The 15,545-nt window shown below is 47.6% G+C and carries 12 protein-coding genes; 7 read left to right on the plus strand and 5 right to left on the minus strand.

Annotated elements, in window-relative coordinates:
• The coding region (locus tag BM101_RS10975) for a helix-turn-helix domain-containing protein (RefSeq protein ID WP_143084461.1) at positions 1–256 on the minus strand (256 nt) is incomplete at its 3' end.
• A gap of 168 nt (positions 257–424) precedes the next feature.
• Here BM101_RS10975 and BM101_RS10980 point away from each other — a divergent pair.
• The 3 genes from BM101_RS10980 (at position 425) to BM101_RS10990 (ending at position 3,762) form a co-directional block, all read left to right on the plus strand.
• Positions 425–577 carry a YvrJ family protein gene (locus tag BM101_RS10980; protein WP_087029707.1) on the plus strand — a complete coding sequence of 51 codons (153 nt, stop codon included), beginning with the start codon at positions 425–427 and terminating at the stop codon, positions 575–577.
• A 304-nt stretch (positions 578–881) separates the two neighbouring features.
• Positions 882–3,035: an amino acid ABC transporter substrate-binding protein/permease gene (locus BM101_RS10985; protein ID WP_087029704.1), complete on the plus strand. Its 2,154-nt coding sequence runs from the start codon at positions 882–884 to the stop codon at positions 3,033–3,035.
• Complete coding sequence (locus BM101_RS10990; RefSeq protein WP_087029701.1) at positions 3,028–3,762, plus strand: amino acid ABC transporter ATP-binding protein; 735 nt, start codon at positions 3,028–3,030, stop codon at positions 3,760–3,762. Before BM101_RS10985 ends, BM101_RS10990 begins: the two co-directional genes overlap by 8 nt.
• Positions 3,763–4,054: 292 nt before the next feature.
• Here BM101_RS10990 and BM101_RS14485 read toward each other — a convergent pair whose 3' ends face one another.
• Entirely contained in the window at positions 4,055–5,314 is a 1,260-nt protein-coding gene (locus BM101_RS14485) for a 3D domain-containing protein (RefSeq protein WP_087029698.1), read from the minus strand.
• A gap of 342 nt (positions 5,315–5,656) precedes the next feature.
• On the opposite strand from BM101_RS14485, the gene BM101_RS11000 reads away from it, so the two are divergent.
• Positions 5,657–7,195 carry a Ppx/GppA family phosphatase gene (locus BM101_RS11000; RefSeq protein ID WP_087029695.1) on the plus strand — a complete coding sequence of 513 codons (1,539 nt, stop codon included), beginning with the start codon at positions 5,657–5,659 and terminating at the stop codon, positions 7,193–7,195.
• 62 nt (positions 7,196–7,257) lie between these two features.
• Positions 7,258–9,396 carry an RNA degradosome polyphosphate kinase gene (locus BM101_RS11005; RefSeq protein ID WP_087029692.1) on the plus strand — a complete coding sequence of 713 codons (2,139 nt, stop codon included), beginning with the start codon at positions 7,258–7,260 and terminating at the stop codon, positions 9,394–9,396.
• A gap of 72 nt (positions 9,397–9,468) precedes the next feature.
• On the opposite strand, the gene brnQ is transcribed toward BM101_RS11005, so the two are convergent.
• On the minus strand, positions 9,469–10,818 hold the full coding sequence (brnQ, locus tag BM101_RS11010) for a branched-chain amino acid transport system II carrier protein (protein ID WP_087029688.1): 1,350 nt from the start codon (positions 10,816–10,818) through the stop codon (positions 9,469–9,471).
• 215 nt (positions 10,819–11,033) lie between these two features.
• Between brnQ and BM101_RS11015 the strand changes: the two genes are divergently transcribed.
• The gene (locus tag BM101_RS11015; protein WP_143084462.1) at positions 11,034–12,065 is read left to right on the plus strand and encodes a hypothetical protein; all 1,032 of its coding nucleotides are present in this window, start codon (positions 11,034–11,036) and stop codon (positions 12,063–12,065) included.
• 141 nt (positions 12,066–12,206) lie between these two features.
• Positions 12,207–13,841, plus strand: a complete 1,635-nt coding sequence (locus BM101_RS11020; protein ID WP_087029682.1) for an ABC-F family ATP-binding cassette domain-containing protein — start codon at positions 12,207–12,209, stop codon at positions 13,839–13,841.
• A 107-nt stretch (positions 13,842–13,948) separates the two neighbouring features.
• On the opposite strand, the gene BM101_RS11025 is transcribed toward BM101_RS11020, so the two are convergent.
• Positions 13,949–14,707, minus strand: coding sequence for an acyl-[acyl-carrier-protein] thioesterase (locus tag BM101_RS11025; RefSeq protein ID WP_087030908.1), 759 nt, complete (start codon positions 14,705–14,707; stop codon positions 13,949–13,951).
• Between the two features lie 79 nt (positions 14,708–14,786).
• Entirely contained in the window at positions 14,787–15,545 is a 759-nt protein-coding gene (locus BM101_RS11030; RefSeq protein ID WP_087029679.1) for an ABC transporter permease, read from the minus strand.

Consider the following 15,545-nt stretch of genomic DNA (forward strand, 5'->3'; position numbering starts at 1 on the left):
AACAATTGGCGAAATAGATTTTCTGTTCCCGATTGGGGTACAAACGGAACTGATAGGCTTTCAGCATGATACTCACCTCTTTGGCTTCATTATACACCTCCGAACAGGCGTTCGCAAAAGATGAAGTAAAGAAAAAGACCGTGCCGCCTAACTCATGACTGAAGTCACGAGAGTGCGGCGGCACAATTTCAAAGAATACGGAGAACGGAGTCGCCGAAGCCATCATGCGTTGCATCAATGAAAATCTCTGAGTCATTTCCCCTCGCTTATAATCCGGTTTTTTCGTGGTCCAATCTTATTCTGCAGTCGCGCTCCAAAATGCTGTCGCGGCGTGCGTTGGACCCAAAATGCTCTTTCTTTCATCCTCTTGGTTACACCGCCACCTTTTCTTACGTCTTTATAGGTAGAGAAAGGAGTTGAGACCATGGAGATGAATTCGGACCTGTTGGCCTATATGGAATTGATAAGCAACACCGGCTTTCCGATCGTGATATCGTTGTATTTGCTGCATCGAATGGAGAAGAAATTGGATGCACTCGTTTCAGCGATCCAGGACTTAAGCCGCGCCTTTCAGTAATCCTATCGGTCAACTGCCGCTCTAACTGAAAAAACACATGAAGATGGCACTAAAGCTATCATCATGTGTTTTTTCGCTTTTTTATCATTTTTTCATAATCCCCCTCATAAACAGCTCACTTTCCTAACAGAAGTCCCTTCCATTTTTAGTTGATGTCAGATTCATTGACCTGATATCGTTACCCTGCAATTGTAATTGCTAAATTTTTCAAATATAATACCTCTATGTTATTATAATAATATGCAAGCGGGTTTCTCATCATAATGTCATTATTATAAAAGAATCTGCTAAAGGAGGAAAAGCTATGTTAAGCAAGAAATTAAGACGAACGCTGCCCATGATTGTCATGGCGCTCACCCTCTTCCTGTTTGGATCCTCAAAGTACCAAGAGGCTCAAGCTGCAGAAGACAAAACGTTTGTCATCGCAACGGATACCACTTTCGCACCCTTTGAGTTTCAGGATGCCAGTGGTGAATATGTCGGCATCGACATGGAACTTATGAAAGCCATCGCCGAAGATCAGGGGTTTAAAATCGAAATAAAACCGCTGGGATTCAATGCCGCAGTTCAGGCTTTGGAGGCTAAACAAGTGGATGGGGTCATCGCCGGCATGAGCATCACCGACGCCCGGAAACAGACTTTCGATTTTTCGGACCCCTACTTTGAAAGCGGGGTTGTCATGGCGGTCGCCGCCGACAGCAATATCGCCAGTTATGAAGATCTGAAAGGCAAGAACGTTGCCGTCAAAACCGGTACGGAAGGCTATACCTTCGCCGAATCCATCAAGGCAAAATATGGCTTCACGACGACTGTCTTCGAAGACTCCGCCAACATGTATCAAGACGTGATTGCCGGCAATTCGGTTGCCGCTTTCGAAGATTACCCGGTTATGGCCTATGCCATCGAGGGACAAGGCTTGCCGCTGAAATTGGCTACCGAAAAAGAAGCCGGCAGCTCCTATGGATTTGCGGTCGCAAAAAACACTAATCCAGAGTTACTTGCCATGTTCAACGCTGGGTTGGCCAACCTGAAAGCAAATGGGAAATATCAAGAAATCCAAGAAAAATACTTGGGTACCTCCACTGATGCAAGCTTGGACGTGCCTGCTGGAAACGGAAAGACATTCATCATCGCAACGGATACAACCTTCGCGCCATTTGAATTCCAGGATGCCAACGGAAATTATGTCGGCATCGATATGGATCTGATCCGTGAAATCGCGAAAGACCAAGGTTTCGGTATCGAAATCCGGCCTTTGGGTTTCAATGCTGCTTTACAGGCTTTGGAAGCCAAACAAGTGGATGCCGTCATCGCCGGCATGAGCATCACCGATGAACGCAAGCAAACTTTCGATTTTTCGGAACCGTACTTTGAAAGCGGAGTTGTCATGGCGGTCGCCGCCGACAGCAACATTGCCGGCTACAAAGACCTGAAAGGCAAGAACGTTGCCGTCAAAACCGGTACGGAAGGCTACACCTTCGCCGAATCCATCAAGGCAAAATATGGCTTCACGACGACTGTCTTCGAAGACTCCGCCAACATGTATCAAGATGTGATTGCCGGAAACTCGGTGGCTGCCTTTGAAGATTACCCCGTAATGGCTTATGCCATCGAAACACAAGGTTTGGCATTGAAATTGGCTACCGAAAAAGAAGCCGGTAGTTCATATGGAATCGCCGTCGCAAAAGGCGAAAATGCTGAATTGCTGAGCATGATCAATATAGGCTTGGCTAATCTGCAGGCAAACGGAAAATATAAAGAAATCGAAGCCCGCTATCTGGGTTCCGCTACGGCAACAAGCGATACCTCCTTCCTTGGTTTGATCAAGGAAAACTGGAAAGTCTTGTTGGATGGATTGGGAAGAACAATCTTCATCACCTTCATTTCCATCCTGATCGCCTTAGCTTTAGGGATCGTCATCGGACTGTTCAGTGTATCGCCGAACAAAGCGTTGAATTGGATCGCTACCATCTACGTCGACATCATGCGCGGAGTGCCGTTGATCGTCTTGGCCTTCTTCGTGTACTTCTCCATTCCGCAGCTGATGGGCATTCGTTTGACCTCGACGATTGCCGGAATCATCACGCTAAGCTTGAACGCGGCAGCCTATCTGGCAGAAATCTTCCGCGGCGGTATCAAGGCTGTCGATGTAGGACAAATGGAAGCTGGACGCAGCTTGGGTCTGCCTTACCAAACGACGATGAATAAAGTCATCTTGCCGCAAGCCATCCGGATCATGATTCCGTCCTTCATCAACCAATTTGTCATCACCTTGAAGGATACGTCCATCCTGTCCATCATCGGCTTGGTCGAATTGACACAGACCGGTAAAATCATCATCGCAAGAACCTATGCCTCCGGAAACATGTGGCTGATCATCGGTATCATGTATATCGTTGTCATCACTGTCTTGACCAAGGTTTCAAAACAACTCGAAAGGAGATTGAAGAATGACTGACGCAAAAGTAAGTGTCGTTAACCTAAAGAAAAGTTTCGGCAATAATGAAGTGTTGAAAGGCATCGATTTGGAAGTGGCCGAAGGAGAAGTGGTCTGCATCATCGGACCCTCCGGTTCAGGGAAAAGTACCCTGCTGCGTTGCCTGAACAAATTGGAAGATATCTCCGGCGGCACCGTCATCGTCGACGGGAAAGACATCACGGATCCCGCAACGGACATCAATAAAGTGCGCGAAGACATCGGAATGGTATTCCAGCATTTCAATCTGTTCCCACACCTTTCCGTTTTGGATAACATCATCTTGGCTCCCGTCCAATTGAAGAAACAAACCAAAGAAGAAGCGCGGGCAAAAGCTTTGGAACTGTTGGATACGGTCGGCTTATCCGAGAAGGCTGACGCCTTCCCTAGTTCACTATCCGGCGGTCAAAAACAACGGGTTGCCATTGCGAGAGCGTTGGCAATGAATCCTGACATCATGTTGTTCGATGAACCGACATCCGCCCTTGACCCTGAAATGGTCGGCGATGTATTGGAAGTAATGAAGAAATTAGCGAAACAAGGGATGACGATGATCGTCGTTACCCACGAAATGGGCTTCGCCAGAGAAGTTGGCCACCGTGTCATCTTTATGGATGGCGGCTATATCGTGGAGCAAGGCACGCCGGAAGAAGTATTCAAAAACCCTCAAAATCCGCGTACCCAAGATTTCCTGAACAAAGTGCTTTAATCGAAACCAAAGACGCCGCATACCAGAAAATTGGTATGCGGCGTCTTTGGTTTGTTCGATGGCAATAATCAACCGACCCAAGCCAAGATAACCGTGGCTGCCCAGGCAAATGAGATTGCTCCTCCCAAACGGATGAGCCTTTCCTTTCACATCCCTAAATCTGATAGGTAGTCCGCCCATAATTTTCCCGGGTCTCCATGTTGACGATAAAAAGACTCCAAATCAAAATAAAAAAGAGCGGATTGCGGACAAATTTTGCCCGTGACCCGCTCTTTTGATTGCGTTCAGTCTATTACTGCAGGATGGTGATTGTCAACGTCTGTCTGCCATAAGCATTGCAAGCCGCCAAATCTTCCATATGCAGGTCAATCTTGTTCCCGACGATTGCTCCGCCGGTATCCCCCGCGATCGCGACGCCATACCCTGGCACGCTGACCAGGCTGCCCAACGGGATGACGGATGGATCCACTGCGATGACCATCGGATTGACCGCCAGATTGATTCCCGTCGCTGTATAGTCCGACATGCCCGCCTCATGACGTGAATAGGCCGTTGCAGACACTACCAAGGTTTTCCCTTGCGTCTGTGCTGCTACCGGTTCCGAAACAACGGGCTGGCTTACTGCAGCCGAAGCCGTTGAACTGTCCGTAATTCGGCTGCTTGATTCTTGGCTCGAAGCTGAAGAAGCAGCGGCAACAGTTTCCTGGGCAGGTGCTGCTGCCTGAGCCGCGGCTGGAGCGGCTTGGGTTGTTTGAACGGTTTGGGCGCTCTCAGCAACAGCTTGCTCGGAAGCGGCGGTTGCCGTCGCAACGGATTCCGCTTCGACTGGGGTTGCTTCCGCCTTCTGAGCCGCTTCTGTTTCTGCTTTGGCAACTGCCGTTTGAGCGGCTTCCGCCGCCAAACGCGTTTCTTCACTGTTGACATCCGTCAGCAGTTGCGACAAGGTCATTTTATTTTCGCTGAGCGTTTCTCGTAGAGAACTCATGTCAGCGGCAAGTGCAACAGATTCTTTATTGATGCGGGCTTCCGCATTTTTAACGGTTTGGATTTCATCCGCTAATTTTTGTTCCAACTCTTCCAGCTTTTGTTGTTCGGCGATGGCCGTTTCAAAGTGCTCGTTGTCGGCTGATTGTAATTGGCCGACGATGTAGGCACGGTTGATGAAATCGGTAAAGCTTTCCGATTCAACCAGCAGCAGGATGCGGTTCGTTGTGGCATTGGAAGTCTGCAAAGCTACCAGACGGGATTCCAGTTGCTCTTTTCTTGATGCAACCACTTCTTTTTGCTCACTGATCGCTTCCGCGGTTTGGCTTTGGCTCGCTTCCGCGGCGGCAATTTGTGCCTGGAGATCTTCTATTTCCATTTGTTTCAGATTGATGGATGACAGTTTTTTGCTGATTGTCACTTCCAATTCTGAAATTTGGTTTTGGTGTTGTTGCTCTTGTTTATTTAATGAATCTAAGGTGGCTCCTTGAACTTGCGAAATGGAAAGTACGAAACTGGAAGCCAAAACGGCCAGCAGCAAGTTCCCAATACGTTTCTTATGTTTCAATTATGTCACGCCTCTCTCCCGAATGTCTTCCCATTATACCGAAATCCCCTTAACATTGGATTGCAGTCTCCTTACCGTTCCGTATCAAAAATGTGTTTTTGTGATAAAAATGCCTTCAAAACCATTTTTTTGTAACACCCCTGTAATATTTGTCACCTTTCCCAAAATGAAGTTCCCCTTCTGCATGGGAATCCTCGCAGAAGGGGAATTTTTTGGAAGCTCAGGACTTTCCCGTAAAGACCTGCCAAAAAGCATTGAAATTCTATGACAAAACCGCATCATTCCTATACAATATAAGAAAAGGAATCCCTCGAAAAGTCGGCATTCAAAAAGGAGAATCTCATGCTAAAAGAACTTATTGGCTTAATCGATATAGGCTCCAACACAATCCGGCTGGTCATTTTTGAAATGGACGAAAACTACAATCTGTTTCAGGTGCAGAACATAAAAACCCCTGCGCGCCTTTACCAATATTTGGACAAGGATAAGGTGATGTCGCAAAAAGGGATCGAGGTATTAAAAAAAGTCCTGAAGAGCTTCAAAAAAGTGACGGAACACTATGAAGTCAATGTCCTGATGCCGGTAGCCACAGCAGCGATTCGGCAATCAAAAAACCGAAAGGCCATCATGGATCAGGTCCGGGATGAAGTCGGGATAAACATGATTTTGTTGCCTGAGGAAAAGGAAGCCTTTTACGGCAATTACGCCGTTCTGCACACAACCCAATTTTTGAACGGGATCACCATCGATATCGGCGGCGGCAGCACGGAGGTAACCTACTACAAAGACAAAGAAATCGTGAACTACCATAGCTTCCCCTTCGGCGTCGTCACCTTGAAACAATTGTTCTTTGAGGGAAAAGCGCACAACGATCCGAAAGCAATAAAAAAAATGCAGGACTTCGTCAAGGAACAATTTAAGTCCATCAAATGGCTCTCAAAAAAACAAGTCCCCATTGTGGCCATGGGCGGTTCCGCCCGCAGTATCGCCAATGTCCATCAACGTCTGGTCAATTATTCTTTGGCTGGCGTCCATGGCTACCGCATGTATCGGGATGGTTTGCAGATGACCTTGGATTTATTCAAATCCCTGTCGATTCCGCAACTGCAGGATCTAGACGGCTTAAGCCGTGACCGGACCGACCTGATCATACCGGCGAATGTCGTTTTTAATACTCTTTTCGATGAAGTAAAGGCACCTGAGTTCATGTTCAGCAACAAGGGGTTGCGCGAAGGCATCGTGATGGAATATTTGAACAACAAATATGATAATAAACCCTTCAGTCTGTTCAATATCGCCGCCCAGACCGTTTTCCGGTTGGCGGCCAGCTACCACACGCTACAGAACGTCGCCAAACAGCGGGTCGCTCTGGTGGATATGTTGTACAGCGAGTACTGCAGGCTCGGCATCTTCGTACAGAACCCCGATACCGAAAAACTGCTGCATTACGGCAGTTATCTGTATTATCTTGGAGAATTTGTTGAAACAGGGGCAAGTTCGCAACATACTTTCTACATCATTTCGAACAGCGACCTGAACGGCCTCAGCCACAAGGAACGCATCAGCATCGCCCTCTTGGCAAGCTTCAAAAACCGCTCCCTGTTCAATCAATACATCTCGCCTCACCTCGGTTGGTTTACGGTCACCGCCGTCAATCAGCTGCAGCAATTGGGTGGGATCATCAAATTTGCCGACGCCTTGAATGATTCCCACATGAAGGTCATCCAAGACATCAAAATCAGCAAGAATAAAAACGGCTACGACATGTTCCTCTATTACAAAGGAGATATCCTGGCTGAGGAATACCGTGCAGAGCGGCAGCGAAAACATGTGGAACGCCTCTTGGACGGCAAACTTAATATTATCTTTACAGAAATCTAACAAACAAATGCTATATATGAAACCTAGGAATAGATAGAAATGAAAGAAATGGATGTGGAAAAATGGCAATCGAAACCAAACTTGACCTTGCCAGCCCTGATTACTATTTTAATCGCGAGTTAAGTTGGCTGGATTTCAATAGAAGAGTATTGGAGGAAGCAAAAGACCCGCATAACCCTTTGTTTGAACAGATTAATTTTCTGTCCATCGGAAGTTCAAACTTGGATGAGTTTTTCATGGTACGCGTTGCCGGTCTGCAGGATCAATTAAAAATGAATTTTGATATTCCCGACAGCAAAACGGGCATGCTCCCGGAAGCTCAATTGGAGGCAATCGCTCAAAAAAACGGCGATAACGTCGCCATGCAGTACGGAACCTATTTTGAATTGCTGCAGAAGCTGGCCGACAAAGGCATCCATTTCAAAGGCATGCGTGACCTGACGAAGGACGAGTACGCCTTCGTGGAAGAGATTTTCAACGAACAGCTCTTCCCGGCCCTTACCCCCTTAGGGATCGACGCTTATCGGCCTTTCCCGAATCTGAACAATAAACTGATCCACACTTTTGTGAATCTTGAAAAAGACGGCACGACCCGCGTCGCGATTGTGCCTGTCCCTGCGCTCATTCAGCGGTTCATCCTGTTGGAAGGAAATGGGGTTACGGGTGTCATCCTGATAGAGGATGTCATCCGACACTTCATCCATACCCTTTTCAAGGGCTATACCGTCACGAACAGTTTCAGCTTCCGGATTACCCGCAACGCGGATTTGGATCTTCATGAAGATGGAGCGGACGACCTGTTGTTGGTGATCCAGGATTACCTGAAAAAAAGGAAGAATGGGATGGCTGTGCGTTTGGAGGTCGATATCCGCGACACCATCGCAACGCTGCAAACCGATGTCCAATTCTTGGCGGCGGAATTGGATTTGAACGAGCGCGACATTTACAGGATCAGCGGTCCGCTCGATTTGACGGTCCTCAGCAAAATCACCCGGGTGCTGTCCGTTTCCTTTCCGGAAGATGTCTATCCCGACTTCAAACCGGTGACCCCCTTGGAGCTGGCGGGTAAAGACATTTTCGATGTGGTCGAAAAACAGGACGTGTTCATGCATCATCCCTATGACTCCTTTGATCCGGTCGTCGATTTCATTAAATTAGCCGCCGAAGATGAGAATACGGTAGCCATCAAGCAGACGCTTTATCGCGTCAGCAACGACTCCCCCATCATCGAAGGCCTGAAGACGGCCGCCGAAAAAGGGAAGCAGGTGACCGTTCTGGTGGAATTGAAGGCCCGTTTCGATGAAGAGAGCAATGTCCAATGGGCGAAAGAGCTGGAGGAGGCAGGCGTGCACGTTCTCTATGGCATGACCCATCTGAAGACACACAGCAAAATTGCGATGGTGGTGAAAAAGCAAAGCGATAAAATCATCCGTTATGTCCATCTGGGCACCGGCAATTACAACGACAAAACGGCCCGCCTGTACACCGATATGGGACTCTTCACCGCCAATAAGGAAATCGGGGAGGATGCGACAAACTTCTTCAATTACTTAAGCGGCTATTCGGATCAGCCGGAATACAACCACTTGCATGTGTCCCCCTTCGAAATCCGTGATTCCTTCATCGAATACATCGACGATGAAATCGATTCCCATAAGCAGTTCGGCAACGGCCATATCCTTGCCAAAATGAATTCGCTGACCGATAAACGCGTCATCATGAAACTGTATGAAGCCAGCCAAGCCGGTGTGCGTATCGATCTCATCATCCGCGGCATCTGTTGCCTGAAGCCGCAAGTCCCCGGCGTCAGCGAGAACATCCAGGTGCGCAGCATCATCGGCCGTTTCTTGGAGCATAGCCGGATCTACTACTTCCATCACAACGGGGAAGAAAACCTGTTCCTGTCATCGGCGGACATGATGACGCGGAATATGATCAAGCGTGTCGAAATCGAATTCCCTATCCTGGATAAGGAAATCAAGAAAGAAATTCTTTCCGCCTTGGACATCTATTTGGCCGACAACACCAAGGCTCGGGAACTGTTCCCAGATGGCACGTACCGCTACATCCGCAACGAGTTGCCGCCCGTCTATGCCCAACAACTTTTCATGGAAAAAGCGAATGCCGAAAAGGTTACGCCGCCCGCTTTCCCGACAAAAGACAAGTGGTTCCACAAAATCCAAAGGCGCTTCAACCTGTAACCTGATAGAATCAAAAAATCCCAAAAAGAAATCCCCGGACGTTTGCATGCGCCCAGGGATTTCTTTTCCATATTAGATGATTTCTTTTTTTATTTTCGAAAGGATGATGCCGACGACAAAGCCGATCAATGCCGGAACAAGCCAGCCCATGCCGAGACCGGCCAAAGGTATCGTTGCATCGGTCCACGCGATGAAGCCATTCACATGCATACCATCCTTCAACCCTTGCGGCAGAGCCTTCATGAAATCGACCAACGCAAACGGCAAAGTGAACAGTGTCGTCAGCTGATAGACGATGGTCCGATCATTGAACAAGGGACTCGCGATCGAAAGGATGATCAACGTTATCGCCAAAGGATACAGGAACATCAAAACCGGAATGGAAAAAGCGATGATCTGATTCAAGCCGATGTTTGCCACGCCGAAGGAAATGGCAGTGAACAGGTAAACATATTGTCTATACTGCAGCGACTTCGGAAACATATGGACGAAGGTTTCGCTGATCGAAGTGATCAGCCCGATTGCCGTTTTCAAGCAAGCAACCGAAATGATGATCGCAAACAGGATGGCTCCGAAAATGCCGAAGTAGTGTCCGGAAATTTGGGATAAAGCGATCCCACCGTTTCCGCTGATTTCAAAAACCCCTCTGCTGGTGGATCCCAGATAGACCAAGGAACCATAGATGACTGCCATCAGCAGCATGCTGATCAGCCCCGATTTGATTGTGTCCTTTGCGATGGCGCCGGGCTTGGTGACGCCCAAGCCTTGGATCGTCGTGACGACGATGATTCCGAAAGCCAATGAGGCCAAGGCATCCATCGTGTTATAGCCTTCAAGAACCCCCTTGAAGAAGGTTCCGCTCTGATAGGTCACATCAGCAGGAACTGCGCTGACCGTGCCCATCGGTGCAAAGAAGCCGAACAGGATCAAGAGCGACAGGAACACCAGAAAAATGGGGTTCAACACTTTCCCTACCCATTTCAATATTTCCGAAGGTTTCAGCGAGAACCACAATACCGCGCTGAAAAACAGCAACGAGAAGATGAACAGCGCGACTTTTGTCAGTGCGGGGTCCATATAAGGGGCGAATGCCGCCTCGAAGGAAACCGTCGCCGTCCTGGGCGTCGCGAAGAAAGGCCCGATGGTCAAATACAGGGCCACTGTGAAAAATACGCCATACTTAGGATGGATCTTGCTTGCCATTTCGACAAGGCTTTCCTTGCCCGATAACCCCATCGCAACAATCCCCAAAAACGGCAACCCGACTGCAGTGACAATGAATCCCAGCATCGCCGGCAGCATATTTTGTCCAGCCAATTGGCCCATGTGGACAGGGAAAATCAGATTACCAGCCCCAAAGAAAAGGCCAAAAAGCATGGAACCGATGAAGACATAATCTTTCAATGTCAATTTTTTATCCATTTTGTCGTCCCCAATTCCTATAAAATAATTTTGTTCATTTTATCATGAGAGCAAAGCATTATCCATAAAGAAAAACCTATCCCCTCCAAATTCTTTCCCATTTCTCATTTTCACACGGAACGTTCGGTTTCCTGCCCCTTTACCGTTGCGGCAATGGTATAATGGGTGCAATGGAAATCGATCCCAAAAATTATATAGTCGAAGGGGGAGTCTTATTGGAGTTGGAGAATCTTTTGGTCACCCGCATCAAAATTGCCGGATCTTTTCAAAATGTTACCCTCTACAGCGGCGTCCTGTATCTGTTGAAAAGCCCCACCACATTATACCTGTACGATTGGAACAAATGGATCCAGAGTGCGTCAATCGGAGATGTACCTATCTATAGGGATCCCTTCCCGTCCCAAAACATCGAGGCTACGCTTGAGACGCTGAACCCCTTTTTTATCCGGGCGGTGGCTTTTCCGAGTGCGCTCAAGGATTTTTTCGTGTACAACCATGTCCTCTATTATATCGATGAGAGCGGATTTTGGAACATGTCCATGGAGCGGCAAGATGCCGTGAAGCAGCGCTTGCGGGAAGGGAACTTCCTTGAATTGCTGCTGTCCAACAAGAAGCGGGTCGCCTTGGTAGCCGGCGAAAAAGGGATCTACGAATATCTGCTTTCGCCCGCCTATAGCCTCGGCCTGCCGGCTGTCGATGAGGAAGAGCGTTTCTATCTTTTGGATGCGGCGCCTACCTATCATGCCGAATGGCATGGCCATGACTTGCTCCAATCGGATGAACAGGGACAAGCTGTGCAATTGCTCTCTTTCCGTCATTCAAGAGGACAGCTCACCCTGTTCGCTAAAATACCGGCGACAGCCTTGACGGCGCAGCGCATCTATTTTTCGGAGGAGCTGCCCCTGTTCCAAAAGGACCTGACGCCCACGAATGCCCTCTTTACCTTCTTTAAGCATGGGAAGTCAGCAAAGAAAAGCAATCCCTTCAAGCAGCAGGCTGTCCCGATCTACATCCTGTCCCATCCGCTTTTTCCTGAAGTCACGTTTTCGAACAATGTCATCACCGTCTCAAACGGCGAGAAGGAGCTGGTAATCCAGCTGAATAACGCTAAGCTGTTGGCATTGGACAAAGCAGCTATCCTCCGTTGGCATCATTATGACCGTTCCCGCTACTACCGGAATCAGCTGCACATCGTCGAACCGGAGCAGGTCATTCTCTATCTGTTCACCGAGTTGGAACCGGACTAAGGGGAAAGTTTTGGATTTTTACCATATTGCAAAAAATCGATTTCACGGTTTTTTTCCTTATACTTTGGTTAAATTCCTTTCATTTTCCCAAGAATATGCTAGAATGAATTGACTATAATAAGAATTGAGGAATGCGTAAAAATGATTACCGTATCAAATGTAAGCTTACATTTTTCTGACCGCAAGTTATTTGACAATGTTAATCTAAAGTTCACGCCGGGTAACTGTTACGGCGTTATCGGTGCCAACGGGGCTGGGAAATCTACCTTCTTGAAGATTTTATCAGGCGCTATCCAACCGACTACCGGCGATATCATCCTGGATCCGAACGAACGTTTAGCTGTCTTAAATCAAAATCACTATGGCTTTGAAGATTATCAAGTACTCGACACTGTTATCATGGGACACAAACGTCTTTATGAGATCATGGATGAAAAAAATGCCCTTTATGCAAAAACGGATTTCACCGAAGCAGACGGCATCAGAGCCGGCGAATTGGAAGGCGAATTTGCCGAATTGGATGGTTGGGAAGCAGAATCCGATGCCGCCAACCTGTTGCAAGGCTTGGGGATTTCCGAAGAATTGCACTACAAAAAAATGGAAGACTTGTTGGAACCGCAAAAAGTAAAAGTGTTGCTTTCGCAAGCATTATTCGGCAAACCGGACGTATTGCTGTTGGACGAACCGACCAATGGTTTGGACAAAGAGTCGATCGAATGGCTTTCGGAATTCTTGATCAACTTCCCTAATACCGTCATCGTTGTTTCCCATGACCGTCACTTCCTGAATACGGTATGTACGCATATGTGTGACGTAGACTTCGGAAAGATCAAATTTTACGTCGGTAACTACGATTTTTGGATGCAATCAAGTCAATTGGCCGCTAAACTGGCTGGTGACCAAAATTCGAAAAAAGAAGAACAAATCAAGGAATTACAAGAATTTATCGCTCGATTCAGTGCCAATGCATCTAAATCAAAACAAGCGACTTCCCGTAAAAAGACGTTGGATAAAATTACATTGGACGATATTCAACCATCTTCCCGTAAATACCCATTCGTCGGATTTACACCGGAACGCGAAATCGGTAACGACTTATTGATCGTCGCCAACCTTTCAAAAACAATCGATGGCGTCAAAATATTGGACAACATCAGCTTCGCTTTGAACAAAAACGATAAAGTTGCTTTTACAAGCCGTAAGGATATCGCTACGACTACCCTATTCAGAATCTTGATGGGCGAAATGGAAGCGGACAGTGGCTCATTCAAATGGGGCGTTACGACTTCCCGCAGCTACTTGCCGAAAGACCACACTTCCGAATTCCCTGATAAGAACGTCAACATCTTGGAATGGCTACGCCAATTTGCCGGCAAAGAAGAAGACGACAACACCTTCTTGCGCAGCTTCCTGGGACGCATGTTGTTCTCCGGCGAAGATGTCATGAAAAAAGTTTCTGTTCTTTCCGGAGGAGAGAAAGTTCGTATCATCCTATCCAAAATGATGCTTTCAAAAGCGAACGTCTTGGTATTGGATGATCCGACAAACCACTTGGACTTGGAATCCATCACAGCATTGAATGATGGCATGATCGCATTCAAGGGCGCTTTGCTGTTCACTTCGCACGATTACGAGTTCATCAATACGACTGCAAACCGCATCATTGAACTGACTCCTAACGGGGTTGTCGACAGAATGGAAACAACCTATGAAGTATTCCTGGAAGACAAGGACGTACAAAAAAGAATCGACGCTTTGTACTCACAAGAAGCTTAATCAAAAAAATACGAAAAAGGAGCCTCGGACATTTTTGTCCGGGGCTCCTTTTTCGTATGGCCGATTGTTGGTCACAGCAGTTCCATATGAGATCTGAACGGATCCGTTCAGCTTTTCTGTACTTTCTTCCAGATGATATGGGCTTCACAGGACAGGTCTTCGCCATTGCAGATTTGGTGCGCCGTGACGAATTCGCCGTTTTCCCTTTCACTCGTCGTCATCACGCTCTTGACGACATTGCCGTACTCCACTTCTTTCTCATACTTTATGTTTACGGCAACCATCTGATGATCCATGATGAACTTGGGATCCAATGTGTTGATGATCCAGTCCAGATATTTCGAATTGTTCACATGTCGATTATAATCGATGTCCAAATAACGGACGCGGAATTCTTGTTCGCTGCGGCCTTCTTGCTCCAATTTTTCCGGTTTCGGTACGCGGAGAAGGTTACGGATTTCTTCGACTTGGTAAGGCGCAATCAGATCCTTCTGAATCTGCACCATTTTTCTTGACTCGAAATCCATCATCACAAACGTCACCATCACTTCCAGGCAGAGTTGGTCGTTTGCATCAAACACCTTGAATTGGCGATAGGTAAAGAAGCGGTTATAGCTGATGGCTTGCGTCTGCAAAACCAGCTCTTCACCCGCGTGGGGCATCCGCTCGATTTTCATATCGTATTGGACAATGACCCAACTCAACCCCCGTTCCAACATTTGTTCCGTTGTATTTCCCAGCGCGATGCTTTGTACCCCGGATACGTGAAGCATCAAATTGATGAGTGTCGGCAAAGTGATTTCACCGGTCACATCACATTCATATCCTTTTACACGATGGGGCATACGATAGATTAATCCACTCAACGCATTTTCGCCTCCCATTAGTTATTTCTTTTAGGTTACCACAATTCGTTCCCCTAACCCAATCAAAACATTTATCGCTCTAATTGCGCAGTTGCTGTCTTTCGTTGAAGAATTCGCGGTAAGCCAGGAAAGAGGCGATGTATGAGGAGATGCTCGTCGTCGCGACCAGCATGAAGGTCACCATGATTTGGTACATGATGGCTGTCATCGGCGTCGTACCAGCAAACATCAAACCGGACATCATCCCCGGCAGGGAAACGATGCCGATCGTTTTGGCTGCATCCAACGAAGGCTGCATCCCGGACTTGATCGTTTCCCTTAGGATGGTACGGGAAGCCTGGTTAGGCGTCGCCCCCAAAGACAGTTTCTCCAATATTTGTTGGCGTTGGTCGCGGAACAGGGAATTCAGGTTGCGGTAGCACAATCCGATCGTCGTCATCGCGTTGCCGGCGATCATCCCTGAAATCGGCACAATCTGCGACGGGATGAATTTCACCGATCCGGACAGGACCAAAATGGAGAGCGTCAAAATGATGGCCGAAAATATCGCAATCAGTGATATCTTCAAGGCATGCGGTATATGGTTGCTGCGTTTGCTCGCGTTCCAGGATGCGTTGAAGGAGATGACCAGCACCATCGCCAGTGTTACGATCGTATTGTTGACGTTGAACAGGTAAGTCAAGACATACCCGACGATGATCAGTTGGATGACCGCACGCGTTATGCTGTATAGAATTTCTTTCGCCGTTCCCAGTTTTTCCCTATAGGAAATGAATACCCCCGCCAATACCAAGGTGAAACTGAGGACGAGCGTTATCGGGCTGACTTGTAGGTCCAT

Source organism: Trichococcus palustris, assembly GCF_900114465.1.
In the GTDB taxonomy this organism is placed as follows: domain Bacteria; phylum Bacillota; class Bacilli; order Lactobacillales; family Aerococcaceae; genus Trichococcus; species Trichococcus palustris.

Bases quoted from the DNA above. Each gene is read 5' to 3' on its own strand.
- BM101_RS10980 (WP_087029707.1), top strand. From the start codon at position 425: ATGGAGATGAATTCGGACCTGTTGGCCTATATGGAATTGATAAGCAAC.
- BM101_RS10985 (WP_087029704.1), top strand. From the start codon at position 882: ATGTTAAGCAAGAAATTAAGACGAACGCTGCCCATGATTGTCATGGCG.
- BM101_RS10990 (WP_087029701.1), top strand. From the start codon at position 3,028: ATGACTGACGCAAAAGTAAGTGTCGTTAACCTAAAGAAAAGTTTCGGC.
- BM101_RS11000 (WP_087029695.1), top strand. From the start codon at position 5,657: ATGCTAAAAGAACTTATTGGCTTAATCGATATAGGCTCCAACACAATC.
- BM101_RS11005 (WP_087029692.1), top strand. From the start codon at position 7,258: ATGGCAATCGAAACCAAACTTGACCTTGCCAGCCCTGATTACTATTTT.
- brnQ (WP_087029688.1), bottom strand. From the start codon at position 10,818: ATGGATAAAAAATTGACATTGAAAGATTATGTCTTCATCGGTTCCATG.
- BM101_RS11020 (WP_087029682.1), top strand. From the start codon at position 12,207: ATGATTACCGTATCAAATGTAAGCTTACATTTTTCTGACCGCAAGTTA.
- BM101_RS11030 (WP_087029679.1), bottom strand. From the start codon at position 15,545: ATGGACCTACAAGTCAGCCCGATAACGCTCGTCCTCAGTTTCACCTTG.